The organism is Streptococcus sp. 1004_SSPC, assembly GCF_001069025.1.
Lineage (GTDB): Bacteria > Bacillota > Bacilli > Lactobacillales > Streptococcaceae > Streptococcus > Streptococcus vestibularis.
Genome location: NZ_JWGQ01000052.1, coordinates 18,013 through 43,869, shown reverse-complemented (window position 1 = coordinate 43,869; position 25,857 = coordinate 18,013). Strand labels below are relative to the sequence as shown.

Annotated in this window: 30 protein-coding genes and 2 pseudogenes; 25 read left to right on the top strand and 7 right to left on the bottom strand. The window is 40.3% G+C overall.

Annotated features, from left to right (window positions below):
* The first annotated feature begins 28 nt into the window (after positions 1-28).
* The 6 genes from ADF62_RS04395 (at position 29) to ADF62_RS04370 (ending at position 2,836) form a co-directional block, all read left to right on the top strand.
* Positions 29-247, top strand: a complete 219-nt coding sequence (locus tag ADF62_RS04395) for a Blp family class II bacteriocin (protein WP_003096164.1) — start codon at positions 29-31, stop codon at positions 245-247.
* Positions 248-279: 32 nt separating this feature from the next.
* A complete protein-coding gene (locus tag ADF62_RS04390; protein ID WP_003096166.1) occupies positions 280-507 on the top strand; it encodes a bacteriocin class II family protein in 228 nt (75 codons plus the stop codon).
* A 49-nt stretch (positions 508-556) separates the two neighbouring features.
* Complete coding sequence (locus tag ADF62_RS04385; protein WP_003096168.1) at positions 557-970, top strand: hypothetical protein; 414 nt, start codon at positions 557-559, stop codon at positions 968-970.
* 112 nt (positions 971-1,082) lie between these two features.
* Positions 1,083-1,262 carry a hypothetical protein gene (locus ADF62_RS04380; protein ID WP_003096170.1) on the top strand — a complete coding sequence of 60 codons (180 nt, stop codon included), beginning with the start codon at positions 1,083-1,085 and terminating at the stop codon, positions 1,260-1,262.
* Positions 1,263-1,448: 186 nt separating this feature from the next.
* Positions 1,449-2,375 carry a thioredoxin family protein gene (locus ADF62_RS04375; RefSeq protein ID WP_003093326.1) on the top strand — a complete coding sequence of 309 codons (927 nt, stop codon included), beginning with the start codon at positions 1,449-1,451 and terminating at the stop codon, positions 2,373-2,375.
* A gap of 164 nt (positions 2,376-2,539) precedes the next feature.
* Positions 2,540-2,836 carry a bacteriocin immunity protein gene (locus ADF62_RS04370; protein WP_003094006.1) on the top strand — a complete coding sequence of 99 codons (297 nt, stop codon included), beginning with the start codon at positions 2,540-2,542 and terminating at the stop codon, positions 2,834-2,836.
* A gap of 198 nt (positions 2,837-3,034) precedes the next feature.
* Here the strand turns inward: ADF62_RS04370 and ADF62_RS04365 are convergent, their stop codons facing one another.
* Positions 3,035-5,302 carry a Xaa-Pro dipeptidyl-peptidase gene (locus ADF62_RS04365; RefSeq protein ID WP_048788185.1) on the bottom strand — a complete coding sequence of 756 codons (2,268 nt, stop codon included), beginning with the start codon at positions 5,300-5,302 and terminating at the stop codon, positions 3,035-3,037.
* A gap of 300 nt (positions 5,303-5,602) precedes the next feature.
* On the opposite strand from ADF62_RS04365, the pseudogene ADF62_RS10245 reads away from it, so the two are divergent.
* Positions 5,603-6,731 (top strand): annotated as a pseudogene (locus ADF62_RS10245) (IS3 family transposase).
* A gap of 119 nt (positions 6,732-6,850) precedes the next feature.
* Here ADF62_RS10245 and ADF62_RS11425 read toward each other — a convergent pair.
* Together ADF62_RS11425 and ADF62_RS11420 are read right to left on the bottom strand one after the other, a co-directional pair.
* Positions 6,851-7,015, bottom strand: coding sequence for a type II CAAX prenyl endopeptidase Rce1 family protein (locus ADF62_RS11425; protein WP_239664986.1), 165 nt, complete (start codon positions 7,013-7,015; stop codon positions 6,851-6,853).
* Between the two features lie 60 nt (positions 7,016-7,075).
* Complete coding sequence (locus tag ADF62_RS11420; protein WP_003096182.1) at positions 7,076-7,213, bottom strand: hypothetical protein; 138 nt, start codon at positions 7,211-7,213, stop codon at positions 7,076-7,078.
* Positions 7,214-7,494: 281 nt separating this feature from the next.
* Here ADF62_RS11420 and ADF62_RS04345 point away from each other — a divergent pair, with 281 nt between their 5' ends.
* Genes ADF62_RS04345 through ADF62_RS04335 form a run of 3 tightly spaced genes read left to right on the top strand, consistent with a single transcriptional unit; the run spans position 7,495 to position 9,379 of the window.
* Entirely contained in the window at positions 7,495-8,250 is a 756-nt protein-coding gene (locus ADF62_RS04345) for a CppA family protein (RefSeq protein WP_003094434.1), read from the top strand.
* A complete protein-coding gene (locus tag ADF62_RS04340) occupies positions 8,250-9,197 on the top strand; it encodes a serine hydrolase domain-containing protein (protein ID WP_048788184.1) in 948 nt (315 codons plus the stop codon). The genes ADF62_RS04345 and ADF62_RS04340 overlap by 1 nt, the downstream gene beginning before the upstream one ends.
* A 20-nt stretch (positions 9,198-9,217) precedes the next feature.
* Positions 9,218-9,379: a hypothetical protein gene (locus ADF62_RS04335; protein ID WP_172798559.1), complete on the top strand. Its 162-nt coding sequence runs from the start codon at positions 9,218-9,220 to the stop codon at positions 9,377-9,379.
* A gap of 16 nt (positions 9,380-9,395) precedes the next feature.
* On the opposite strand, the gene ADF62_RS04330 is transcribed toward ADF62_RS04335, so the two are convergent.
* From ADF62_RS04330 to pflB, 3 genes are all read right to left on the bottom strand, one after another.
* Positions 9,396-9,848 carry a GNAT family N-acetyltransferase gene (locus tag ADF62_RS04330; RefSeq protein ID WP_048788183.1) on the bottom strand — a complete coding sequence of 151 codons (453 nt, stop codon included), beginning with the start codon at positions 9,846-9,848 and terminating at the stop codon, positions 9,396-9,398.
* Positions 9,849-9,932: 84 nt separating this feature from the next.
* A complete protein-coding gene (locus tag ADF62_RS04325) occupies positions 9,933-10,607 on the bottom strand; it encodes a carbonic anhydrase family protein (protein WP_048788182.1) in 675 nt (224 codons plus the stop codon).
* 257 nt (positions 10,608-10,864) lie between these two features.
* Positions 10,865-13,177 (bottom strand): formate C-acetyltransferase, encoded by a 2,313-nt coding sequence (pflB, locus tag ADF62_RS04320; RefSeq protein ID WP_048788181.1) that lies wholly within the window; start codon positions 13,175-13,177, stop codon positions 10,865-10,867.
* 267 nt (positions 13,178-13,444) lie between these two features.
* Between pflB and dinB the strand changes: the two genes are divergently transcribed.
* From dinB to ADF62_RS04270, 9 genes are all read left to right on the top strand, one after another.
* Positions 13,445-14,548: a DNA polymerase IV gene (gene dinB / locus ADF62_RS04310; RefSeq protein WP_048788179.1), complete on the top strand. Its 1,104-nt coding sequence runs from the start codon at positions 13,445-13,447 to the stop codon at positions 14,546-14,548.
* A 260-nt stretch (positions 14,549-14,808) separates the two neighbouring features.
* The gene (locus tag ADF62_RS04305) at positions 14,809-15,195 is read left to right on the top strand and encodes a hypothetical protein (protein ID WP_048788178.1); all 387 of its coding nucleotides are present in this window, start codon (positions 14,809-14,811) and stop codon (positions 15,193-15,195) included.
* Positions 15,196-15,211: 16 nt separating this feature from the next.
* Positions 15,212-15,403: a hypothetical protein gene (locus ADF62_RS04300; RefSeq protein WP_048788177.1), complete on the top strand. Its 192-nt coding sequence runs from the start codon at positions 15,212-15,214 to the stop codon at positions 15,401-15,403.
* Positions 15,404-15,687: 284 nt separating this feature from the next.
* Entirely contained in the window at positions 15,688-16,518 is an 831-nt protein-coding gene (locus tag ADF62_RS04295; RefSeq protein WP_003094100.1) for a transporter substrate-binding domain-containing protein, read from the top strand.
* A gap of 611 nt (positions 16,519-17,129) precedes the next feature.
* The gene (locus ADF62_RS04290; protein WP_172798560.1) at positions 17,130-17,876 is read left to right on the top strand and encodes an amino acid ABC transporter permease; all 747 of its coding nucleotides are present in this window, start codon (positions 17,130-17,132) and stop codon (positions 17,874-17,876) included.
* Positions 17,876-18,619 carry an amino acid ABC transporter ATP-binding protein gene (locus ADF62_RS04285; RefSeq protein ID WP_048788176.1) on the top strand — a complete coding sequence of 248 codons (744 nt, stop codon included), beginning with the start codon at positions 17,876-17,878 and terminating at the stop codon, positions 18,617-18,619. Before ADF62_RS04290 ends, ADF62_RS04285 begins: the two co-directional genes overlap by 1 nt.
* A 213-nt stretch (positions 18,620-18,832) precedes the next feature.
* The gene (locus ADF62_RS04280; RefSeq protein ID WP_003093939.1) at positions 18,833-19,057 is read left to right on the top strand and encodes a DUF4059 family protein; all 225 of its coding nucleotides are present in this window, start codon (positions 18,833-18,835) and stop codon (positions 19,055-19,057) included.
* 62 nt (positions 19,058-19,119) lie between these two features.
* Complete coding sequence (trxB, locus tag ADF62_RS04275; protein WP_275043070.1) at positions 19,120-20,043, top strand: thioredoxin-disulfide reductase; 924 nt, start codon at positions 19,120-19,122, stop codon at positions 20,041-20,043.
* A gap of 412 nt (positions 20,044-20,455) precedes the next feature.
* Positions 20,456-21,298 carry an MIP/aquaporin family protein gene (locus tag ADF62_RS04270; protein ID WP_003093762.1) on the top strand — a complete coding sequence of 281 codons (843 nt, stop codon included), beginning with the start codon at positions 20,456-20,458 and terminating at the stop codon, positions 21,296-21,298.
* Between the two features lie 47 nt (positions 21,299-21,345).
* Here ADF62_RS04270 and ADF62_RS10735 read toward each other — a convergent pair.
* Positions 21,346-21,678 (bottom strand): annotated as a pseudogene (locus ADF62_RS10735) (ISL3 family transposase); the annotation flags it as partial.
* A 177-nt stretch (positions 21,679-21,855) separates the two neighbouring features.
* Between ADF62_RS10735 and rsmD the strand changes: the two are divergent.
* The 6 genes from rsmD (at position 21,856) to ADF62_RS04235 (ending at position 25,853) form a co-directional block, all read left to right on the top strand.
* A complete protein-coding gene (rsmD, locus tag ADF62_RS04260) occupies positions 21,856-22,455 on the top strand; it encodes a 16S rRNA (guanine(966)-N(2))-methyltransferase RsmD (protein WP_082162586.1) in 600 nt (199 codons plus the stop codon).
* A 32-nt stretch (positions 22,456-22,487) separates the two neighbouring features.
* On the top strand, positions 22,488-22,985 hold the full coding sequence (gene coaD, locus ADF62_RS04255; protein WP_048788175.1) for a pantetheine-phosphate adenylyltransferase: 498 nt from the start codon (positions 22,488-22,490) through the stop codon (positions 22,983-22,985).
* A gap of 16 nt (positions 22,986-23,001) precedes the next feature.
* Entirely contained in the window at positions 23,002-24,039 is a 1,038-nt protein-coding gene (locus tag ADF62_RS04250) for a SepM family pheromone-processing serine protease (protein WP_048788187.1), read from the top strand.
* Positions 24,040-24,124: 85 nt separating this feature from the next.
* On the top strand, positions 24,125-25,069 hold the full coding sequence (locus ADF62_RS04245; protein WP_003094636.1) for a TIGR01212 family radical SAM protein: 945 nt from the start codon (positions 24,125-24,127) through the stop codon (positions 25,067-25,069).
* Positions 25,066-25,614 (top strand): tRNA (mnm(5)s(2)U34)-methyltransferase, encoded by a 549-nt coding sequence (locus tag ADF62_RS04240; protein WP_048788174.1) that lies wholly within the window; start codon positions 25,066-25,068, stop codon positions 25,612-25,614. Before ADF62_RS04245 ends, ADF62_RS04240 begins: the two co-directional genes overlap by 4 nt.
* Positions 25,611-25,853 carry a hypothetical protein gene (locus ADF62_RS04235; RefSeq protein ID WP_003094091.1) on the top strand — a complete coding sequence of 81 codons (243 nt, stop codon included), beginning with the start codon at positions 25,611-25,613 and terminating at the stop codon, positions 25,851-25,853. Before ADF62_RS04240 ends, ADF62_RS04235 begins: the two co-directional genes overlap by 4 nt.
* Positions 25,854-25,857 lie beyond the last annotated feature (4 nt).

Below are 25,857 nucleotides of genomic sequence, written 5' to 3'. Positions count from 1 at the left end.
ACGATAAAAATTTTAGGAGGTAGTTGCCATGGCAACTCAAACAATTGAAAACTTTAACACCCTCGACCTTGAAACACTTGCTAGTGTTGAAGGAGGAGGGAAAAGAACAGCAGATGTCTTTTTAAGTTCTGTTGGGGGTGCTGCTGAAGGAGTTTACTATTGTGCTGGCGTTGGAGCTCTCACACCGTATACTGTTGTTGGTTGTGCTGGCATTGGAGCGGTGGTCGGAGCCTTCTTTCCACACTAGAGCAAGCTAAATTTATTTAAGGAGAAAAAATAATGAAAACTGAAGAACTTGAAAAATTCTTGAACTTGAACGATACAACTCTTTCTAATATTGAAGGAGGTAATCTTTCTGCAGGTGATGTAGGGACTGCATTTGGAATATGTGCCACAGCAGGTGCTGTTATTGGAGGTGCCTTAGGTTCTGTACCGGGAGCGCTTGGTGGAGCAGTATTAGGTGCACAATATTGTGGGGGCACATGGGTGATTCTTAGAACTCACTAATAGTTATCGTGATTCTAGAAACGTATGATTGACTTTGAGGTATAATGAAATGTTGCATCTTAACCGACTTCGTTCAAGTACTTTACGTTATTTACGATTAATAATTGTCACTTTAGGATTACTAGGTGGGAATATTTGTCTTGAGTTATTTTCTAATGGTTATTCATTCCTTTTTTGGTTGCCGTTAGGTCTGGTTTCGTTACTTTTCCTGATTTATCTACCACTGCTTATTAAACGAGAACTGAGCATTCGTCCAGTAGAGGAACAAAACTTTACACCTAAACAGATTTATGCAGTGCTAGGACTGGTTAATTTAGGTGCTATTTTATACGCGATTTACAGTATTTGTATCAGTACTGATGAAGAATGGAATAACTATATGGTTATTTTACTTTTTCTTGACGTTTGTTACTTAGCTTATATAACTCCCAAAGTGTTAAAAATAATCAGAAAGGAAAAGTAATCTACAGGAATAATGGGGCCTAGAGTTAACTTAGTATCTCTAGTGACACCTTGAGGAATAAATTCTGCCCTTATAGCAATACACTTCTGTCGTACCATAAGGAGGTAAACTAATGCTTATAGAACTAACATATAAAGAACTTGAAGCTATTCAAGGTGGCGCTGTCTGTCGTATGCCAAATGTGAATAACAAGGAGGGTGACCCTTTTAAAGGAACCCTAGTGCCACTGCCTCGGCATCCACGAGACGAAGCCTATCCGATGGTATACTTACCTGTCTGTGCTATTATGTAAGAACTTGAAATGACAACTCTCATTTGATAAGAATTTAAAAAGTCCCTGTTATTACCCGAACCTTCTGGTGATAGTGGGATTTTTTATATTCTTACCATTCGGGACGTATAGTCACTTTTTGGGACGTTAGCTTCTATGAGAGTTGTAAATTGTTAAACTAGACTAAGTAATCGAAAGGAGTTTATGATGAAAAAACGGACATTAACGCTATGGCTGATGAGTTCAGCCTTGTTACTGAATCTATCGGTAGGAACTGCTTTAGCGGATGAGGTGGTAGAAACGGGAGCTGATAATTCTCCAAAGGTTGAAGCAACCGAATCTACTCCAGTAGAACAACCATCAGATAGTCAGGAGCAGTCGCTTCCTGAAGATAAAGAGGCACCAGCAGCGACTGAATCAGTAACCTTGGCTGAGTCTGAGGAGGAGACTGCAAATGATATCCCAGCAGTATCTCGTGAGGAATACGACGCTAATGTTGCTGATTTACCTAAAATAAGTTTAGATGATGTGCGTAATGCCTTTACCGAGGATGGTCAGGCACATACGATTTATTTTGGACGTGGAACCTGTTACTATTGTCGTCAATTTTCACCAGAGTTGAAGGTCTTGAACCAACTGATGGATGGTCGTTTAGAGTATTACGATACAGATCGTGAGGATTTTGACCGAAACTATGTGTTTGGTGAGATTGGTATTCCAGGTACACCTACACTACTTTATCTGGAAAATGGTCAGCTATTATCAGGATGGGTTGGTGGTGGACCTGCTCAAACAGTTTATGACCATTTAGCCAGCTCTAGTCCACGTTTTATGACTTTGAATCAGGAACAAACAACCATCTCTGAACCTCAAACTAAAACTGTTCGTCCTACACGAGTAACCGAAGAGAGTACGAAAGAGAAATCTTTGCCAACTGTTCAACCACAGCCGATGTCAACGGTTCAGAAGGAACTGAACGCTCAAACAGGGCAAATGGCACCAATGACTGATAAAGTAGCAGACACAAAAGAATTCCCTAAAACAAATGACGGTGAGCAATCACTTGTCTCTTTTGTGGGGGCATTAGCAATCTTAGCTTCACTCATGTTAGCACTGAGATATTATATTAAATAGGTAAAAAGATTGAGTATCTCCCTCAATTTTTTTCATTTTGTATATGAATGACCATTCAGGACGTATAGCCACTTTTTGGGACGCTGGCTTTTAAATGACTATCAGTGTGCTATACTAAAGATGTGATTGAAAAATTAGTTGAAAGAAATAAGGAGGTTTTCTTAATGACAGGACTTAAATGGTTTGCAGGAGGCAAAGAGAGACGAGAACAAGCAGTAGCTATTATCGATGAAGTAATTGAAACTATTGGAGATAAGCCAGATTATGCTGATTTGAAGCAGGTCCTGCACTCCTACAGAACGGAACTTGCAGACTCTCGTTCAGCCACTCCCTATATCTTAAGCAGGATGTCACTGGAAATATCCGAAGTGGTCAGAAAAGACCAGCTAACCTTTTCTCCCTTTATCGAGGAGCGAATGGCAGAGTTGCGAAAATTGCTAGCGATTCGTTATGGCTATTGATGCCATTAGGGAGGATTTCTTGGTTTTAAGGTTGAGTTGTCCATTGAGAATTTGTGTTATTCCACTGTCTTGGCTACATCATTTGTTTAAATAATAATAAAATCAATCGTAAAAATTGAAGATTAAATCTTGTTTATTTCCACACAATCAAAAAATCCCATGGGAGTTCTCATCCTATGGGATTTTTTGCGATAAATACTAATAAGGCAATGTCATCTGACTTTGGCTTAGGTCCACAGTCACTTCATAGTCACTATTGTCACGAATAGTGTGCTCAAAGTCTGTGGTATAGAGCACAAGTCGGAGTTTGTCGCCCTTGTTGAGTTTGTAGATGGTTGGTTGCAAATCCAAACCGATAGTCATCCATTTATTTGGAGTGACATTCTCAATGCTAAGGAGGTTCTTGCGATTTTGCAGATTAAGGTGTCCTTTGGTAATGACACGGTATTTTGCCTGCTTGAATGGCAATTCGCGTAAGGCTTCTTCCTTGAAGAGACGGCCGTTATCTAAATTCATACGTTTGAGTGCGGGAATAGGTGAGAGATACTTCTTATCACCCATTTCTAGAACTTGGGCCGAGATGAGACCACGGTTTGTACTAGACTTAACCTTGAGCTCAAGGTGGACACGACCATTGATTTGGATATCTTGATCCAGTTCAAAGTCCAAGGTAATGGCATTGGCTTTGTCTGCAAAGAGGTCATTCTTGAAGCTTTGGTAAGCTTTACCGTATTTGGCAAAGGTTTCCTCTTCATAATGGTTAGCGATGCTAGCTTCAGCCTCACCAAGCCGAATGTGTTTACTATTGTCGTGTCCAAAATTATCGAGGACTTCCCAGGTCTGTTCAGACTGGTTGTTTTGCCAGATAACAGTAGGCAGTGTGTAGCCATTCTCCAAACCAAGGAGTTTCTGACAAATCAAGGCGTTCATACTTTCTCGGAAGTCAATAGACTGCCAAGCATTCATGTAAACGTGGGCACCATTGTGGAAGAAGAGGTGTTTTTCAAGAGAGTCAGGGAGGGCTCTGAACATTTGATAGACGTTAATCGGTTTGACGTTCCAATCCTGGCTACCGTGTGTAAAGACTACAGTAGCTTTGACACGGTCTGCGAACTGTACATAGTTACGGTCGTGCCAAAACTGGTTATAGTCTCCGTGCTTACGATCAATAGCTGTGCTTAGCGCCTTAAGGTAGGCCTCGTAGTATTTTTGGTGGCGTAGGTATTCTCCAGCTAATAGGGCACGAGAATAAGTGAATTCAGTCAAGGTATCGAGATCCTCACCAGGGTAGCCTCCAGGACTAACGAGGAGTCCATTTTCACGATAGTAGTCGTACCAAGAAGAAATCCCCGCTTCAGCAATAACCATTTCCAAACCGTCAACACCAGTTGTAGCAAGGGCGTTGGACATGGTACCCAAGTATGACAGCCCAGTAGTAGTCACCTTACCAGAAGCCCAATCAGCAGTAATGGTATGCTGTCTACTATGGCTAGTAAAGGCGCGTGCACGATCATTGAGCCAGTCAATGACAGCTTTATAGGCCAGAACTTGTTGATAGTCTCCAGAGGTCATGAAACCTTCCGAGTTGAAAGTACCGACACCAGATACATAGATAGAAGCCACACCACGAGCCAACATGTAATCGTTAAGTGTATAGGTATCAGTGTGAGCAAAACGCTCCTGAGCCTTCGTGACAGGAGTGATAGGCGTAAGGTCTGCCTCTGGTGTCTTGATTTTTGGTTGGCTAAGGGAGATTTCACCTACTGGTTTGACGAGCAAGTCTCCCTCCATCTTGTGGGTGAGCTTATCAGAGGCAGGTTCATTAGTCCCTTGTTGATAAGGACTTGCGGTCATCATGGCTGGAACCGGGAAGTCCACATTAGGACGTAAGATGGTTACCTTGACCAAGTCTAACTGCCCATTCTTATCGGTATCTACAGGAGTCTCGACATAAACCACTTCACGGTGAAGTTGATTGGTGTCAAATGTGGCCAAGCTCTTACCATTAAAGAAGACGTAGTCATTACTTATTGGGATTAAATCTTGGGCTACTAACTGATCAATTAAGGTATTGCCAGATTGTGTGCGTGTCGCTAACAACTGGTGGAGGTTATTAAGGCTACCATCAAAAGTGATTGGGAAGGCCATTTTCTCAAGGAAAGCAACACTGTCGGTAAAGTCCACGTTAGGGACAAATCCTAGCAGTTGAAGGGCTACCAAGCCAAAGACTTCAGCAGTTAAAGGACGATCTGATTGGAAAAAGGCCAGGAGGTCTGTCTCTGGATCGGAAATCCAATTTTTCAAAGCCAAATCAGTATCTTCAAAGAAAAGGAAGTTCTTGCGAACAAATGATTCAAAATTGGCTTTGGCACTAGCATCTAGAGAAACTCCAAACCCCAAAGAACGGAGCTCTTGACAAGCAATTTCAGGACTAACAGGGATGTAACTAAACTGGTTAAATTTCATATTCAAAAACCTCAAAAATAATACGTAAACATTCCAGAAATATCTTTACATCAGACATTATACTTGATAAAATGATAAAAGTCTAAATGACTGAGACAAATGTTAACGTCCTCCCAAAAAGTTAGACAGAAAAAATCTAACATGGGGTGTTTTTATTATTAAATAGCATGCCCTTTTATGGATCAAAAAGTGTTAAAAATAAAACAGTAACCTTAGAGTAGGGTACTAGCCCCCAAAAATGAGACACAAGAAAAACACTTCTGTTGAAATCTAGTAAACTAGAAACAGGAGTGTTTTGTTATGGTCAAAAAAGCATATTCATTAGAAACTAAGTTAGCCTGCATCGAAATGAAAAAGGCTGGTAAGTCCAATAAGATCATCATGGAGACCTTGGGAATTAAGAATGTCAGTCAAATCTACACCTGGATAAGATGGTATGAGAATGATGAGCTACATCGTTTTCATCAACCTCTGGGAAAACAATATACCTATGGTAAAGGAATGGAACAGCTATCCGAAGTAGAACAGTTGCGCCTACAAGTGGAACTACTAAAAAAGTATCGCAGCTTGGTAAGACAATCGATAAAGTAAGTCTTATCAAGCTTGTGGAAGAATATAAGAAAACCTATCCTGTCTCAGCCATTTTGGACTGCTTCGGCGTCAAACGCTCAACCTTCTACCGTTGGAAAAAAGACAGTAAGAAGCCTGAGAAGAGAGATGAAATGGTCGATAAAATAGAGCAACTCTGTATGCAAAACCAGTTTATCTACGGCTATCGTAGCATCACCCGATTGCTCAAGAAAATTCATAGTCTTGTCGTTAATCGCAAGAAGGTTTATCGTATCATGAAGGAGAATGGATGGCTCTGTCGGACACGTCCTAAGAAGACACCAAATCTAGGTAAACCTTACCATGTAACAGACAATAAGCTAGATCGTGATTTTCAAGCAAATAAGCCTATGGAGAAGCTTGTTACTGACATTACTTATTTATACTTTGGTAAATGTAAGCTATACTTGTCCTCCATCATGGATCTCTATAATCGTGAGATTGTGGCTTATACCATCTCAGATTGTCAGGATACGGAATTTGTGTTGGATACGCTCCATCAATTGGAATTACCTCAAGGAGCGATCTTACACAGTGATCAAGGATCGGTTTACACCTCAAAAGCTTACTATCAGGCTTGCGTAAAAAAGGCATCACCCGCTCTATGTCCCGTAAGGGAACACCAGCAGATAATGCCTGTATCGAATGGTTTCATTCCATCCTAAAGTCTGAAACCTTCTATCTCCATAGGTGGAGAAATTTAACTAAAGATAGTATAACAGATATTGTTAAAAATTACATCATATTTTATAATGAAACTAGAATTCAACAAAAATTAAATGATCAGTCTCCTGTAGAGTACAGAAAACTGGCCTCATAAATGTGTTTTTCTTGTGTCCCATTATAAGGGTGCAGTGCCTAGCTACTGTCTTATCTCTTTTTTTACTGAAAGCCTTGATAGACTTAACAAATGGTAGAAAAGAGCCAAAATATTCTCAGTCACATCGTAATAGTCATTACTAGAATGGTAGCACCTAAGGTGTAAAGATTCCATAAAACATGAAGTGTGATACTTGCAGATAAGTTTTCTCTTTTTTGGTAGACCATAGAGAGAGCCAAGCCCATTCCAATATAGAGGAAGAGGTGGGCAAGGTTGATAGGCATATGAAATAGGAAAAAGAGACTGGTACTCACTAAAGCAGTAACTATCGAATAAGGAGCCAACTAAGGGCAAACCGACTTACGAAAGAGTAGTTCTTGCAAGAAGGCAGTAATCATCATGCTAATGGCTACTGGGAGGATAGACGTTGTCGTAAGAGTTCTTTGAAGTTCCGCATGGTAGTTGGTGTGGGTCGGTAGCATAAGATTGCTCCCAATAACTCTCATCAAAAAATAAGAACAAAACCCCAAGTAGTAAAAAGAATCCCTGATAGGTATGTCTAAACGCCAAATGATTGACGAAAGTTTTCAGAGTCTTTATTATATTCTAAAATGAGGAATAGCTAGTCCTAAGGTAAAGATAATATAATGATTTTCATAATTTATGCGAAAGAAAGTGAAAAAATTACAATCCTGTTTTTTCTTAGGAAAATTCTTGTCACACAGACTCTTTTTGGATAAAATAGAAAAGAATGGAGGGTGTCATGACGCAATCAGGGAATTTTAAGTTTCACACACCAATTTTTCGTGTGAATAATAGACAAGAAAATATCGATTTTTACCAAAATACGTTAGGATTTAAGCTTTTGACTGAGGAAAATGCTCTTGCTGTCTTCACTGACTGGGCAGAACATAACTCACTTTTTGTAATTGAGGAGTCTCCAGCTTACCGTTGTCGTGCAGTTGAAGGTCCTAAGAAAATTAATAAAGTGGTCATTAAGGTTTCAAATCCACTTGAGATTGAGTACCTTTTGGCGCGTGATGTTCATCAAGCTAAGGCTATTTTCCAAGGGGAAAATGGTTACGCTTTTGAGACTATCTCACCAGAAAATGGTCTTATTTTGGTGCATGCTGAAGATGATTTATCAACTTTAAAGACAGTCGAGTACGCAGATGTTGAAGAAAAAGAAGATTTCAAAGGAGTTTCAGACTTTACTGTTCAGTCTTTGACTTTGAATGTTGTTGATACGGTTCAAGCGGCTTTTTTCTACGATAATCTGTTTGGCGAAGAATTGCCTTTATCTATCCACTTTGAAAAGGCAGAAGGTCCTGACCTTCAAGTAAGTCCAGACCAAACTTGGGATTTGGAAATTCTAGAATTTAAGGTAGCTGAAGACTATGATTTGGCTGCCTTGCATGAGAAACTTGACAAGGAACAGTTCTCAAGTTATTTAGATCCTAAAGGAAGTCTACTTGCACTGACTGATATGAGTAATATTGAGGTTTGGTTAACAAAATAATGACTAATTTCAAACAAACATTGCTAACAATTACAGACTATATCAAGGCTGACATCTTCCCGGGTGCCAGCCTTGCACTTTATGATGGAAAGAATTGGCAAGAGTACTATTGTGGTACTCAGGATGGCAAGAATTCAGTAACTCCAGATTTAACCTATGATCTAGCTAGTGTCTCTAAGGTGGTGGGAGTTGGGACTCTTTGTATCTTCTACTTACAGTCAGGAAAACTGGATTTGGATGAGAAGTTGTCCACCTATTATCCTGAAGTAGCAGACAAGACGCTAACTCTTCGTCAGCTTCTTTCTCATAGTAGCGGAATTGATCCTTTTATTCCAAATCGTGATGAATTAGACCAAAAGGGCTTGATTGCTGCAATAAATGCCATCAAAGTTAAGTCTGATAAACCATTCTTGTATACAGATATTAACTTTATTCTCCTGGGGTTGATGCTTGAGAAATTATCTGGACAAACTCTGGATAAGCTCTTTGACATAGAGATTTTTCAACCGTTTGGTATGTTTGAAACACGGTTTGGGCCAGTTGAGCTTGCTGTTCCAACTGTTGAGGGAGTTCCGGGAGGGACTGTTCACGATCCCAAGGCTCGAGTGCTCAAAGAGCATACAGGTTCAGCAGGCCTCTTTTCAACCCTAAAGGACTTGGAAATCTTTGTTAACCATTATTTGAAGGATGATTTTGCTAAAAATCTGACGCAAAATATCAGTCAATCCAAGAAGGAGCGTAGTGTCGCGTGGGACCTTCAAGGCGATTGGCTTATTCATACTGGTTATACAGGTACCTTTGTGCTTATTAATATCCCTCGTCAACGTGCGGGGATTTTCCTCAGTAATCGTACCTATTACAAGGATGAGAGGGCTCAATGGATCAAGGACAGAGATATTTTGATTGAGATAATGAAGAAGGAGTTGGTTTGTGAAACGGTCGAGTAGACACTCTAAGAAAAGAAAGCTTGTCTCTTGCTTTTTTGGTCTACATGGAAATTTTTGTCCTTCTTTTTACAGGGGAGAAATACTGGAAAAAAATCACAGAGATAGTAAAGGCAGGAGAAAATGTGGCAGTTCTTGCTGTTGAGCATGGCTATCCTATATTTGCGACAAAAGAAGAAGCTTAAGCAGTTGACCTACTGATTAAGCTTTTTTACTTATTAAGGATTTTTCAACCGTGATGTGTTGGATACCAGCTTCTTCGAAGATTTGGCCGACTTCTTGATAGCCATTATTGAGATAGAACTTAAGTGCCCCTAGTTGAGCATGGAGAGAAATAGATTTGAAGCCCTGCTCTTGAGCGAAATCTTCAGCCTCTTTTAGGAGGATGCTACCCAGACCTTGACCTTGGTAGTCGTCAAGCACGGCCATGCGTTGGAGTATAACTTGTGTCAAGTCTATGTTAGGAAGTAGGCGTACGGTTGCTGTAGCCTGGCCCTTGTCATCATAGAGGACAAAGTGAATGCAGTAGGCTTCATTTGCGTCAATCTCGATAGAGTGCGGAACTCCTTGGCCTTTAACAAAAACGGTGTTTCGAATAGCCACAGCATCTAGATAAGTCTCTGAAAGTGTATCTCTTGTATGTTTGATAATCATAGGAATAGTGTAGCAAAGATTTTAGTCTATCGTCAATGAGAAAAAGCTTGATGAGAGGAGTAGTCACCAAGCTTTTGATAGGTTTTATTCTTTAATTTTTTTGCCGTTTGCATCTTGGATAGGACGGTTGTTTTCAAATCCAAGAGCTTGGGTGAATTCTTCCACCTGTTCCTTACTAACAGTTTCTTGGCTTTTGAAGACAATCCAGTAAACGCCTTCAGTACAAGGCGGTGTTGTCAATGAGCCTTCAAAGTTGCAATAGACCTTGTTTTCAGGATAGAAATCATCAAGTGAGATAGCCTGAGATAAATCCGTTTCAGTATTAGTGGCCTGAGGCATTTTATCCCAGCTTAATTGCAAGGCTTGGCTTTTATCTCCATAGTTATAGAGAACTGAGACAACTGTGATTTTTCCATTATCCGTCTTGTAGACGAAATGCCCTACAAGAGTATAGGTTTTGCCATCTAGTTCATTCTCAACTTGGCCTTCTGATTCTTGATTATTAAGGTTTAGTTCTGGGAGATTAACGTTCTCAGCTCCGGTGATATTAATGTGAGATTGTTCCTTATCCGCCTTGCTGAGTTTATAATCTTTAGAAAGGTCACCCCAATGTTCAGGACCAGTTATACCCGCATAGCTCCATTGGACTTCTTGAGGCTTAGAGGTTTTACTTTGAGTTTCAGACTGGCAGGCTACGAGTAGGATGGTACCGGCTATAAGAGACAATAATCCAATTAGCTTAAAACTTTTCTTAGTTATCCTCCCTATATGCTTTTATTTTTTGACATGTATGCTAGTTAACACGTTATTTGTAAACTAGCAGTCAGATGGTGACAGAGTCTTAGTTCTTTGAGCTACTTCTGAGAATGAAGTGTCTGGAGAAACCAAACAGAAACGCTTTTATTTTATAGCTAATATGAAAGAAAGTAAATTATAGTTTTTTTAGAAAATTATAATTAAAAAATAAGTGTTTTACAAAAAGAAAAGAACTCACTATTGCGAGCTCTTTATTCATTTTATCCCAAAGCATCATCCATTGAAAGAACTTCGTGGAAGACACGTTGTGTCAATTCAGTTTTTTGTTCTGGAGTGAGGTATTTAGTGTTTACACAGTATCCAGAGATACGTACGATAACATCTTCACCACTCATGATCTTTTCGTAAACGTCTGACAAGTCCATTACGTTCAAATTAACGTGTTGTCCACCGTTTTCAAAGTAACCATCAAGGATTGTTACCAAGTTGTCAACTTGTTCGTCACGAGTTTTACCAAGAGCACGAGGTGATACTTGAGTTGTCAATGAGATACCGTCAGCTGCGTAACCAAAGTCAAGGCTTGCAAGCGAGTTCAAGTTTTGCAACCATCCACCTTTAGCTTTGTTAGATGGGTTAGCACCTGGTGAGAAGAATTCAAGTTTAGACAAGTTCACTGAACCATCTTCGTTGAGGTATACCCCTTTGTGAACTGGAGAGTTACCAGTTTGTTTAGAGTAAGCAACGTTTGAAGTGATTGTAAGAAGTGAAACCGTAGCTTCGGCATCTTTGTAGAGTTTGTGGCTACGAAGACGAGTAGTGTAAGCTTCGATCAACCATTCTGCCAATTCGTTTGAACGTGGGTCATCTTCACCCCAACGTGGGTATTCACCGATTGTTTCGTAGTCGTAGATGTAGCCATCTTCGTCACGGATTGGTTTAACTGTAGCGTATTTGATTGCTGACAATGTATCAACAGTATTTGCGAAACCACAGATACCGAATCCCATGTTAGCACGTTGTTTAGTTGGCAAGAAGGCCATTTGAACAGCTTCGTAGTTGTACTTATCAGTCATGTAGTGGATGATGTTAAGGGCATCTACGTAAGTGTCAGTCAACCAGTCAAGAGATTTTTCGAAGTTAGCTTTAACAGTGTCAAAGTCAAGAACTTCATCACGGACTGGCTCGATGTCAAATACTTTGTAGTCTTTATGAACATCGTCGTAACCACCGTTCAAACCAGTAAGAAGGGCTTTAAGTACGTTAACACGAGCACCGAAGTATTGGATGTTGTGGCGTTGTTCTTCGTTTTCTGGGTCAAGTGGTGATACACAACATGAGATACAGCTCATTTCACCGTATCCGTCTTTAGCCATAGTAGTTACACCTTCGTATTGGATAGAAGAGTGTTTGTGGCTCATGTGCATACAGTAGCGACGGAATGAGTAAGGCAATTTGTCAGTCCAAAGAACTGTCAAGTTTGGTTCTGGAGAGTTACCGATGTTGTCAAGAGTGTTCAAGAAACGGTAGTCCATCTTAGTAACACGGTGACGACCGTCAGCACCCATACCAGCCATAGAAGTTGTGATGAATGTTGGGTCACCTGAGTACAATTGGTCGTAAGCTTTTGTACGAGCAAACTTAACTGTACGAAGTTTCATAACGAAATCATCAACAAATTCTTGGATTTCTGATTCAGTGTAAGTACCACGAGCAAGGTCACGTTCTGCGTATACGTCAAGGACGATTGGCACACGACCAAGTGAAGTAGCGGCACCGTTGATCACACGACATACTGCCATGAAGGCGATGTTTGTCCATTGGATAGCTTCTTTAGTATCGAAGGCTGGACGACGAACATCTACACCATAAAGGTCACCAAGGCGAACAACGTCTTGAAGTGCTTGATATTGAAGGTTAACTTCTTCACGAAGACGGATAGTTTCTTCGTCGATTTCTTTGATAGCATTCCAGTCGTTAACTTTTTCTTGCATCAAGTAGTCAGCACCGTAAAGTGCAAGACGAGCGTAAACCCCGATGATACGTCCACGTGAGTAAGCATCTGGAAGACCAGTAACTGTGTGAGCGTGACGTGCACGACGGATGTTTGAAGTGTAAGCACGGAAGATACCATCGTTAACTGTAGTCACGTATTTTGTGAAAATTTCGTGTACAGCTGGGTCTGGTTCATAACCGTGTTCTTTCAAGGCAGTTTCCGCCATACGAATACCACCTTTAGGCATGAAGTTCAATTTGAAGAGCTCATCATTTTGGATACCATAGATAAGTTCATCTTCTTTTGAAATGTATCCTGCGTCAATGTTAGCGATTGAAGTTGGACGAGTATCCATTGGGAAGCGTCCAGCAGCTTCGTAGCCAGCTTTAGTTTCGTCTACAATTTTTTTGATTTTAAGTGAGCGTTCAGTTGGTCCTGCAAGGAAGCTTTCATCACCATCATATGGTGTATAGTTTGCTTGTACAAAGCGAGATACACTTGCTTTTTCTTTCCAATCAGTTCCTTTAAAGCCTTCCCACGCTTTTTCAAAAACATCTGTGTTAGTTTTAACCGTTGCCATAGTTTGGATCTCCTATAATTCTAGTAACAAATAATCTGTTACATTCTCTAAAAGTATTTTATCATACAGTAACCGCTTACACAACTTTAAAACTGTGATTTTAGAGACATTCTTTTATAATACAGTTTATAAAACTGAAAATCTGTAGTATAAATTTCTGTTTTTTGATAGATTTTGGTATTATAGGGGGGAGAGTGCTTTGTAGGCCCAAAGTTTTCTGTAAAGATCTTTATAATGAAACGAATCTGAGGAAGGAGGCAAGAAGCCATGCTAGAGTTCCCTCTAATTAATGATACCAGTCGGAAAATCATCCATATTGACATGGACGCCTTTTTTGCTCAGGTCGAGATGAGAGATGATCCTAGTCTTAAAGACAAACCTGTTATTATCGGTCATGATCCCAGAAAAACAGGAGGCCGTGGTGTGGTGTCTACTTGTAATTACGAGGCTAGAAAATATGGTGTCCATTCAGCCATGTCTTCTAAGGAAGCCTATGAACGTTGTCCTAATGCTGTCTTTATCTCAGGAAATTATAGCCATTACCGTGAGGTAGGGATGCAAATTCGTGAGATTTTTAAACGCTATACCGACTTGGTTGAACCTATGTCTATCGATGAAGCTTATCTTGATGTGACGATAAATAAGCTTGGTATCAAGTCTGCAGTTAAGGTAGCTAAGCTTATCCAGTATGATATTTGGCAGGAGCTTCACCTGACTTGTTCAGCAGGCGTTTCCTATAATAAATTTATTGCCAAACTAGCCTCTGATTTTCAAAAGCCTGCTGGTTTGACGGTGGTACTTCCAGAGGAGGCTCAGGAATTTTTGGAAAAGCTACCTATTGAAAAGTTTCATGGTGTTGGTAAAAAGTCAGTTGAACGTCTTCATGACATGGAAATATACAGCGGTGCTGATCTTCTGAAGATTCCTGAGATGACCTTAATAGACCGCTTTGGGCGTTTTGGATTTGACCTCTTTCGAAAGGCTAGAGGGATTTCCAATAGTCCTGTTAGGCCCAATCGTGTCCGTAAATCTATAGGAAGTGAGCGAACCTATGGTAAGCTCCTGTATAATGAAGATGACATCAAGGCTGAGTTGACTAAGAATGCTAGACGGGTAGCGGAAAGTGCCCAGAAAAATAAAAAAGTCGGTCGTATCATTGTTATCAAGGTTCGTTATTCGGACTTTTCAACCCTAACCAAACGTATGACCTTGGACAAATCGACCCAGGACTTTGACACCATCGAAAGGATTGCCCATAGCATTTTTGATCAGCTAGACGAAAATAGTAGTGGTGTCCGACTGTTGGGTGTTACGCTGACAGGTTTGGAAGAGCAAGAAGGTAGACAGTTAGACTTAGACGATTTGGCGTGATTATATTATATATAGTAGAGTTTTGACTTGTTACGTTGCCAGTTGACCTTAAAGCATCATCAGACCTATGCTATCTTAATTAGTAAGTAATAGAAATGAGGTAATAAAAGTAATGAAAAAGTTTTTACTTATCTGTGCTTGATTTTAACAACCTTCTTGGTTCTTGTAGTCTGTACTTCAAATAAGCCAGCTAAAAAGAAAAAAACGAATCAACTTCGACATAACGTATCAAGGCTGATGCGACGATTTTTATTGATATCATGCTTGGAAAATCAAGTAACGGTTTTTCAAAACTATACAGAACAAATTACGAAACATGGACCGAAACGAATGTCTTTAAAAAACAGGTTGCAGATACTATTGAAGAGAAGGGATTCACGCCTGAAGAAAATTACACCTATAAGTACATCGAAGGCTATGATGCTAAGGCACCAACTCAAGTGTTTTCAAAGTTTCTCAGGGTACGCCGTAATATGATTGGCAAGATTCAGGACTATAAACTGAAGGATGTTAAAGTCAAGGAAAATGAAGCAACAGTGACTTTTACTTCGCGCTCTGTTAGTGTCCATGGAGCTGAAGCTGCTGTTCGTTCTCTCCTCATGAGTCTCTATGGTATTAATATTGACAAGTTGAAGCACTGGAACTAATCTGATAAGAGTAATGATGAAAAGGGTAAGGACAAAGATCTCACAACGAAGTTCCTTAGATTATAAAGAACTTGTCGAGGATCTGGTTGGCCATGATGAATCAGGAAGTAAAGCCGTTTACGCCGAACGTATCCATGATAATTTGTCAGACTATCAACCTGAAGATAGTAGCGACTCAAGTAATAAGTTATCAGGTAAGGACAAGTAGTGTGGATAATAGATTATTTTTAGTTGTTTTCCCTCTTAGGATTATATAGGAGTGATAGGTTGATAGTATTTCACATGAATACTAGACAATCAATATTTAATGTAATATGTTAAAGATGAAAAGAGTTGTCACTGATATGGCAGCTCTTTTCTATCTTGTTATTTCTAGCCTTATCCCTATAACCTTTATCTATCACCTCTTAGGTTTTTATTATTAGACGAGTTTGGATGAAGATGGTAAACTGTTATCACTAACTATTAATGAAGGTATCGAGGATTATAGATATGAAAAAATGGCTTGCAGGCATAGGGATTCTTGGCTTGTCGGTTTTGACTTTGGCAGCTTGTGGAAACAAAAGTGACAGTAAGGTATCTGGTGAAAAGCAGACGATTACTGTTGCGACAGACTCTGATACGGCGCCTTTCACTTTCAAAAAAGGTGACGACTTCAAGGGGTATGATATTGATTTGGTAAAGGCTGTTTTCAAGGATTCGGACAAGTATGAGGTCAAGTTTGTGACGACGCCTTTTGATTCCATCTTGACAGGGGTGGATTCTGGACGTTATCAGATTGCAGCTAATGATTTCAACTACAATGAAGAGCGTGCACAGAAATATAGTTTTTCAGATCCGATTTCACGTTCTAACTATGCAATCACCAGTGTTGAGGGTACCAAGTATACTAGCCTAGACGATTTGTCTGGTAAGACGACAGAGGTGCTTCCTGGTTCTAACTACGCTCAGTTGCTTGAAAATTGGAACCACGCCAATGCGGACAAGACACCAATTACAATCAACTACGCTTCTAGCTCAACTGGTCTTTCAACGCGTGTTCAACACATTCAAGAAGGAAAAATTGATTTTATCCTTTATGATGCCATTTCGTCTGAGTACATTGTTAAAGATCAAGGCTATAAGTTGGCTGTAAACAAGATTAAAGACGATATCGGTATGAAGACTGATGGCCTTGAATATCTTCTTTTCTCAAATGATAAGCAAGGTAAGGAACTCAAGACTTTTGTCAATAAGCGTATCAAAGAGCTCAAGAAGGATGGAACCCTTGCCAAACTCAGTAAGGAATACTTTGGTGGCGATTACGTCAGTGATTTGAAATAAGATGGTTAAAAGGTGAGACTGCTGTCTCAGCTTTAGATCGAAAACAAAGTTTTCTTTTGAGGATTTCCTTAGGTAACAACGGACGTCAGTGACCTTCTTCGAAGTTCCATGACTAAGTTTTAAGCCTAAGGACTTAAAACTTCCGAACACCTGAAACGTTAAAGTGTCAGGTGTTTTTCTCACGGCGGAAAGCCTTGGTTTATTCTCACTTTGTTCCTAAAATAGGGATTCGTTTAGAGAAATTCTCAAAAATCTGTTTAAACCTCAACAAGATAGTGTTATCAGTGATATGATTTTCTTATCACTATGATAAGAAAAGACTATTTCACAGACTTTCCGAGTCGTGCTAAAATGAATATTATAAAATTTATGATAAGATATTAAGACGGTTAGCACTAGGCTAACCGACTTTTTTAGAAAGAAAGGGCAACATTGTGAAAAAGAGTATCGAAGCATTTAATCGGTCACCTTGGTATCTCCAAGTTATCATTGGTTTAATTGGTTTGGCAGTGGTTGTTGCTTTGGCTATTCCCGTATCATGGTTAGTGGAGATTCTTTGGAGCTATATTTTGCAATTGGTTACAATTGTCTTCAAATGGATTTCATCTTGGATGCCAGCTGGTAAGCTCTTCTCATGGAAGGCTGTCTTTGATGCGGTTCCTAAGATTGTAGAACACTTACCTTTAACATTGGGTTTGACCATTGCAGGTGCTTTCTTAGGTTTGATTTTAGCCCTTGTTTTTGCGGTTGTTAAGATCAATCGAGTACGTATCCTTTATCCGATCCAAGCTGTTTTTGTGAGTTTCTTGCGTGGGACACCAATTCTTGTCCAACTCATGTTAACCTACTATGGTATCCCACTCTTCCTTCGTTACTTGAATGGCGAATTCGGATTAGATTGGAATATTAATGAGATTCCACCAGCTATCTTCGCTATTACAGCCTTTGCCTTTAACGAAGCGGCATACATGAGTGAAACTATTCGTGCGGCAATTCAGGCTGTTGATGCTGGGGAAATCGAAGCTGCCCGTTCTCTTGGGATGACATCAGCACAGGTTTACCGTCGTGTCATTATTCCAAATGCGGCTGTTATTGCGACACCAAGTTTAATTAACAGTTTGATTGGTTTGACTAAGGGAACATCACTTGCCTTCAGTGCTGGTATCGTCGAAATGTATGCACAGGCTCAGATCCTAGGTGGTGCTGACTATCGTTACTTTGAACGTTATATCTCAGTAGCTCTTGTATACTGGGTAATCTCAATCTTGATTGAAAACATTGGTCGTTCAGTTGAAAATCATATGGCTATTAAGGTTCCTGAAGCAACTGACATTTCTGGCATTGGAGGTGACCGCTAATGATTAGTATCAAAAATTTGACCAAGGAATTTTCAGGACAAAAGGTTCTCGATGGCATTGATATTGACATTGAAAAAGGTGAAGTTGTCGCTCTGGTTGGTGCCTCTGGTGCAGGGAAGTCAACAATCCTTCGTAGCTTAAACTATTTGGAACAACCTGATTCTGGTACAATTATCATTGATGATTTTAAGGTGGATTTCGAAACAATTACCAAAGAGCAAATCCTTACCCTTCGTCGTAAGTTGGCCATGGTATTCCAACAGTTTAACCTCTTTGAACGTCGTACAGCCTTGGATAATGTTAAGGAAGGTCTTAAGATTGTTAAGAAACTTTCTGACGAAGAAGCTACTAAGATTGCGAAAGAAGAACTCGCTAAGGTTGGACTTTCTAATCGAGAAAATCACTACCCACGTCACTTGTCAGGTGGTCAAAAGCAACGTGTGGCCTTGGCCCGTGCCCTTGCCATGAAGCCTGATGTGCTCTTGCTTGACGAACCAACATCTGCTCTTGACCCTGAGTTGGTTGGTGAGGTTGAAAAATCAATCGCTGATGCGGCTAAGTCAGGTCAAACCATGATTTTGGTCAGTCACGACATGAACTTTGTTTATCAAGTGGCTGATAAGGTGCTTTTCCTTGAAAAAGGTCATATCCTTGAACAAGGAACACCCGATGAAATCTTTAACCATCCAAAAGAAGAGCGAACAAAAGAATTTTTCGCTTCTTATTCAAAACAATACCTTTAAGATGGGATTTTTGTTACAATAGAAAAGGTGATGGGATAGGACTACATTTCTAGTTTATAGTCAGAGTCCCACAAGGATGATTAGGAACTTTCGAGTACTTCAAAGGCGACTAAGGAGTCCAATCAGATACTACACCGCACAGTTATTACTATTCGGATTCAGAGGTTGGAGAATATTGTCTCAGCCTTTTCTATTTTTACTTTAGGATGATTTATGTTATTAAATATTTTTAAATTTTATCTCTTAGGCCTTGTGATTGCTTTCTTTGTTTGCTTGGTGCTTGGCGCCCTTTGGCTTGGATGGCGTGCCCTACGTCGTGCAGACAAAACCGTTAAGGAGCGTCAAGGTGCCCTCTATGATGCTATTATGATGTCGATGGTTTCGATTCCAGTATTGGCATTTGCTTTTATGGCGATTCTTATCGTACTGAATGCATAATTCTAGCTTTGTTGGCACATTAGGTGTAAGATATCTTTACAAGAAAATCATATAAGGAGTTAATCATGTACGATACAATTGTTATTGGAGCTGGTCCTGCGGGAATGACGGCAGCACTTTATGCAGCCCGTGCCAACCTTAAAGTGGCAACTTTGGAGCAAGGTGCTCCTGGTGGACAGATGAATAACACATCTGATATTGAAAATTACCCTGGTTTTGAAAGTATTTCTGGTCCAGAATTATCCATGAAGATGTTTGAACCCTTGGAAAAATTGGGCGTTGAAAATCTTTATGGTATCGTGTCTGGTATCGAAGACAAGGGCGATTATAAAGTTGTCAAAACTGGTGACGAGGAGTACCAAACCAAGACAGTTATCATTGCGACTGGTGCTAAACACCGCCACATTGGTGTTGCTGGTGAAGAAGAGTACAACAGCCGTGGGGTATCTTACTGTGCGGTATGTGATGGTGCATTCTTCCGTAATCAAGACCTCTTGGTTGTTGGTGGTGGAGACTCTGCTGTTGAAGAAGGAATTTATTTGACACGCTTTGCCAACAGCGTGACCATTGTTCACCGTCGTGACGAATTGCGTGCCCAAAAGGTCCTTCAAGACCGTGCCTTCGCCAATGAAAAGGTCAAGTTTATCTGGGATTCAGTCGTTGAAGAAATCAAGGGTGATGACATCAAGGTTCGCAGTGTTGATATCAAGAATGTCAAAACTGGTGAGGTGACTAACCACGAATTTGGCGGTGTCTTCGTTTATGTGGGACTTGATCCTGTTTCAGATTACTTGACTGGTCTCGACATCACTGACCAGGACGGTTGGGTAATTACAGATGATAAGATGGCGACACGTATTCCAGGTATCTTTGCCATTGGAGATGTCCGTCAGAAAGACCTTCGCCAGATTACAACAGCCGTAGGGGATGGTGCCACAGCTGGCATCGAAGCTTACAACTACGTGACTGCACTCGGTGATAAGTAAAATGAATGGAAACTCGGGAAAAATGATTTTTTTCCTTATAGTAGATCATGAATAGAACTAAAACTATATTAGAGTGATGGTTTTTGATTTTTTAAGTTTTACTAATAGAAGGAATTTATGTCAAAAAAGTCCTTGTTAAGTGAAAACTAGTCTGTTAACCAGCAAGCTTATTTTGTAAGATATGTGATAAAGGTTTGTTGAGTTATTATGATAAACGGCCTGTATGATAGTATAGGTAGGATTGATATTAGGCTAAAATCAATTATATTCTAATAATTATTGATTATAATGCGACTAATTTAAAGATTATGAGGAGGGAACTAATTCAATAGTTTAACGACTAAAACTAGCTTATCTTTACTTTTCAGGTGTAGTTTGATATAATTCCATAGATAAAAGGAGGAAATGAGACATGGATATCACATGGACTATGAAGTATATCGCAGAATTTCTTGGAACGGCAATTTTAGTTATTTTATGTAATGGTGTTGTTACAAATGTTGTAGCAAATGGAAACGGTGATCGTAAGGTTAATAGATTGATGGTTGCTCTAGGTTATGGTTTTGGAGTAATGGTTTCAGTTCTTATGTTTGCGAGCATTTCTGGTAGTCATCTCAACCCAGCTATTACAGTTGGCTTGGCAGCAAGCGGTTACTTTGAGTGGGGTCAAGTTATTCAATATGTTACTGCGCAATTTTTAGGTGCAATTATTGGACAATTGATTATTGTTGTTACACAGTATAAAAAATATAATACAATTGAAAGTGATCATTTGATTCTTAGTACATTTGCAACAGTTAGCGACGAAGAAAATCGAAATATGGCTTGGATCCATGGTGGCTTGAGTGAGTTCTTTGGATCATTTATCTTCGTCTTTGGAACAATGTTCTTGACAAAACACTATTATGGTTCACAAGTTGTTGAGCAAATGATTGCCCAATATACACAAGCAGGTTATAATCGTTCGGCCGTTGAAGCTCAAGCCTCAATCCAAACCGGTGGTGCTATGACTAGCGCTATTATTGTATTAGGACTTTTGACAGTAGGACTTGTGATGATTTTTGGTGGGGGTGTAGGGCCAGCACTTAATCCTGCGCGTGACCTTGGACCTCGTCTTGTATATACTTTCCTTCCAAACTCAATTACAGGGGAAGAAGAAAAAAATTCACAATGGTGGTATGCATTTGTGCCAGTTATCATACCATTTATTGCATCTGCTTGTGCTGTTTTCTTGTATAAGTATTTAGTGGGTTAATGTGAAAATCTATAAGAGGACTTGATAGTCCTTTTTATTGTGGCTTATTTCTCAATGACTTCATGTGGACTTAGGTGGTGACAGAAGGTCTTCGAGTGAAATGATTTACAAGATAACCTACGTCTGTCCTTTTGAAAGAGTCTCCAGTGATTTTTCAAGGCTTGATAGGATAGCGATTTCTTGTCAAACTGGCTCATGATGGCAATTCTTATCTTTAAGAATGCTCGACCAAGGTGATGGATGATGTTGGAACGCTCAATAATGATTTCGTCGTTTGAAAAGAGTCTTCGAGCTAGTGGAATATTGGCTTCTGACATATCTATAATAAAAGAAATAATGATGTTAGGGTTTTTAATTCCGGTTAATTCTGTGGTATTCATTCCTAATGATGGTTTGGTTGCTTTTCATTATAGTTCGTCTGTGACTTTTTGTCTGTAATCAAAAAGCTCTATAATCTCTATGGTGGTTTTACCCACTACAGAAATTATAGAGCCAGTTTTTTGTGTTTGTTTGCTGGTCTTTAGTTTGTCTAGTCCCCTTTGGATCAACATCTATGTGTGGTTTTTTGGTATAATAGAAAAGTCTTACTAAAAATCAGTAAAAATGAGGTGACCGACTTGCGTGTTGTAGCAGGTGATTTTGGCGGACGTCCGCTTAAAACGTTAGAAGGCAAAACGACTCGTCCAACAACGGACAAGGTCAAGGGTGCCATTTTCAATATGATTGGTCCTTTCTTTGATGGAGGACGTGTTTTGGATCTTTTTTCTGGGAGTGGTAGTCTGGCCATTGAGGCTATTAGTCGTGGCATGTCGTCTGCTGTCCTCGTGGAGAAAGACCGTCGGGCACAAGCCATTATTCAGGAAAATATCAAAATAACCAAGAGTGAGAAGCAGTTCCAGCTTTTGAAGATGGATGCAGCGCGTGCACTGACCCAATTGACAGGTCAATTTGACTTGGTGCTTTTAGATCCGCCTTATGCCAAAGAGCAGATTGTGGCCAATATTACTCAGTTAGAGGAGCAAGGGCTCTTGGCTGAAGAAGTTATGTTGGTTTGCGAGACGGATAAGGCAGTGGACTTGCCTGAAGAAATTTCAAACTTTGGGATTTGGAAGCAGAAAACCTATGGTATCAGTAAGGTGACCGTTTACGTGCGTTAGCCTTTGATAGGTAAGTTGTAGAAAGGAATGCTATGACAAAGATTGCTATGTTTACGGGGTCTTTTGATCCAATTACCAATGGGCATATGGATATCATTGCCAGAGCCAGCAAGCTCTTTGATGAGCTCTATATTGGACTATTTTATAATAAAAATAAGCAGGGCTTCTGGGACATTGAGACTCGCAAGCGTATCTTGGAAGAGGTTGTAGCAGATTTTCCCAATGTCAAGGTTATAACGGCTCACGATAGTCTGGCTGTAGATGTCGCCAGAGAGCTTGGTGTGACTTATCTGGTTCGAGGCCTTCGCAATGCGACAGATTTTGACTATGAGGCCAATATGGACTATTTCAATAAAGGTTTAGCGCCTGAATTAGAAACGGTTTATTTGATTGCTAGTCATGAGGTGACACCAGTGTCTTCCAGTCGTGTACGTGAGTTGATTTATTTTGAGGGGAACATTAGCTCTTATGTTCCGCAAGCAGTTGTTAAGGAAGTGGAGGCCAAGCGTGGCAAACAAGACAAAATCTAAATTACTATTAGAGAAAATGTGGCGTATTAAGTGGTGGTTATTAAGTATTTTTACGGTACTTTTCCTCCTTTTTGCCCTCTTTTTCCCGCTAAATAATTATTATGTTGAGCTTCCGGGTGGTGCTTTTGATACCAAGGAAGTCTTGACTGTAGATAAGAAAGCTGATGATTCAAAAGGATCCTACAATTTTGTGGCGGTGGCCCAAACCAAGGCGACTTTGGCCTTGATGCTCTATGCTCAGCTTAATGATTTTGCAAAGCTTCAAACAGCTGAAGAGGCAACTGGAAATTACTCTGATGAAGATTTCATGCGTATTAACCAATTTTACATGGAGACTTCTCAAAACCAAGCGATTTATCAGGGCTTGACACTGGCTGGTAAGGAGGCTAGTTTGGAGTATATGGGTGTCTATGTGCTTCAGGTTGCTGATGATTCTAGCTTCAAGGGTGTCCTCAATATCGCTGATACGGTGACGGCTGTTAATGGCAAAACCTTTGATAATTCTACTGACTTGATTAAATACGTTCAAGGGCTTAAGCTAGGTTCAAAGGTCAAGGTCACTTATACGACAGATGACAAAGAAAAGACTGCTACTGGTAAGATTATTAAGATTGCCAATGGCAAAAATGGTATTGGTATCGGCCTAACGGACCATACTGAGGTCAAGAGTCCTGAGAATGTTAAGTTTAAACTAGATGGTGTTGGCGGACCGAGCGCTGGTCTTATGTTTACCTTAGCTATTTACGATCAGGTGTCTGGTCAAGATCTTAAGGCTGGCCGTAAGATTGCTGGGACAGGAACTATTGAAAAAGATGGTTCGGTTGGTGATATCGGTGGTGCCTACCTTAAGGTGAAATCAGCGGCTGATAGTGGCGCAGACATTTTCTTCGTGCCAAATAATCCAGTAACTAAGGAAATGAAAAAGGTTGATCCGGATGCCAAGACTAATTATCAAGAGGCCAAGGAAGCTGCCAAGAAACTGGGGACCAAGATGAAAATCGTCCCTATTAAAACAGCTCAAGAAGCCATTGATTATTTGAAAAAAACTAAATAAGAAGCGAGAGTGGGACAGGCAGAAATCCATGATTTTTGTCCTAGTCTTACTCTCTTTTTTAGGGCAAAGTGTTATAATAGTCTTTATGAAAAAACGTTATAGAACAGTCAATGATTACTATCGTGAAATTTTTGGCGAAAAGATTTTCAAACTTCCTATAGATGCGGGCTTTGATTGTCCCAACCGTGATGGAACAGTTGCTCACGGTGGCTGTACCTTTTGCACAGTATCAGGGTCTGGTGACGCTATTGTAGCTCCTGAGGCACCGATTCGTGAGCAGTTTTACCATGAGATTGACTTCATGCACCGCAAGTGGCCAGAAGTTCAGAAATATCTGGTTTATTTTCAAAATTTTACCAATACCCACGCGCCGCTTGAGGTTATTAAGGAACGCTACGAACAGGCTATCAATGAGCCTGGTGTTGTTGGAATCAATATCGGTACCCGTCCAGACTGTTTGCCAGACGATGTGATTGATTATCTGGCAGAACTCACAGAACGTATGCATGTGACCGTTGAACTTGGCTTGCAAACGACTTATGAAGAGACGTCGGAGCTTATTAACCGAGCACACAGTTATGATCTCTATGTGGAGACGGTTAAGCGCGTGCGTGAGCGTGCGCCAAAGGCTGAGATTGTATCGCATCTGATTAATGGGCTGCCAGGGGAAACCCACGAGATGATGGTGGAAAATGTTCGCCGTTGTGTGACGGATAATGACATTCAGGGAATTAAACTCCACCTCCTCCACTTGATGACCAATACGCGTATGCAAAGGGACTACCACGAGGGACGTCTTAAATTACTGAGTCAGGAAGAGTATGTGTCCATCATCTGTGACCAGTTGGAAATCATCCCTGAGGATATCGTTATTCATCGAATCACTGGTGATGCGCCGCGAGATATGTTGATTGGTCCTATGTGGAGTCTCAATAAGTGGGAAGTCCTCAATGCTATTGACAAAGAGATGGAACGTCGTGACTCATGGCAAGGGTGCAAAGCAGCTAGCGAGAAGGAGGAGAAAGCATGATTAAACTACCAATTCATCTGTCTCATGACTTTCTAGCAGAAGTGCTGGATGACGAGAGTGTTGCTGTTGATGCAACCATGGGAAACGGTAATGATACAGCCTTTCTGGCTGGCCTTGCCAAGAAGGTCTATGCTTTTGACGTGCAGGAGCAGGCGCTCGAAAAGACTCGTCAACGCTTGTCGGACTTGGAAATTGAAAATGCGCAACTTATTTTAGATGGCCATGAAAATCTGGACCGTTATGTCACGGAACCTATTCGTGCAGCTATTTTCAATCTGGGCTACCTGCCATCTGCAGATAAGAGTGTTATTACCAAACCCCACACGACTCTTGAGGCCATTGAGAAGATTCTTGACCGTCTAGAGGTGGGTGGTCGTTTAGCTATTATGATTTACTATGGTCATGATGGCGGCGATATGGAGAAGGATGCTGTGCTCGAGTACGTTATCGGTTTGGACCAGCGTGATTTTACAGCCATGCTTTACCAACCCCTTAATCAAATTAATACCCCACCATTTTTGGTGATGTTGGAGAAATTACAATGATTACAGATATTAAAGAAAAGCTTGCAGATATGCAGGTCAAATATATAGATAAGCAAAGTGCCGAAGATACTTTGAAAAAGGTTGATAATCGTAAAACGGCTAAAATTAAGAAAAAGTTAGCTAGTCTTGAGGTCGAACGTTGCCATAAACTTTTAGCAAAAGAAGACGTGACTGCCATTGATAAAAAAATTCGCAAGCAAAAAGAACTATTCTCAAACTGTTGTCATAAGGAAGGTTAGGAGG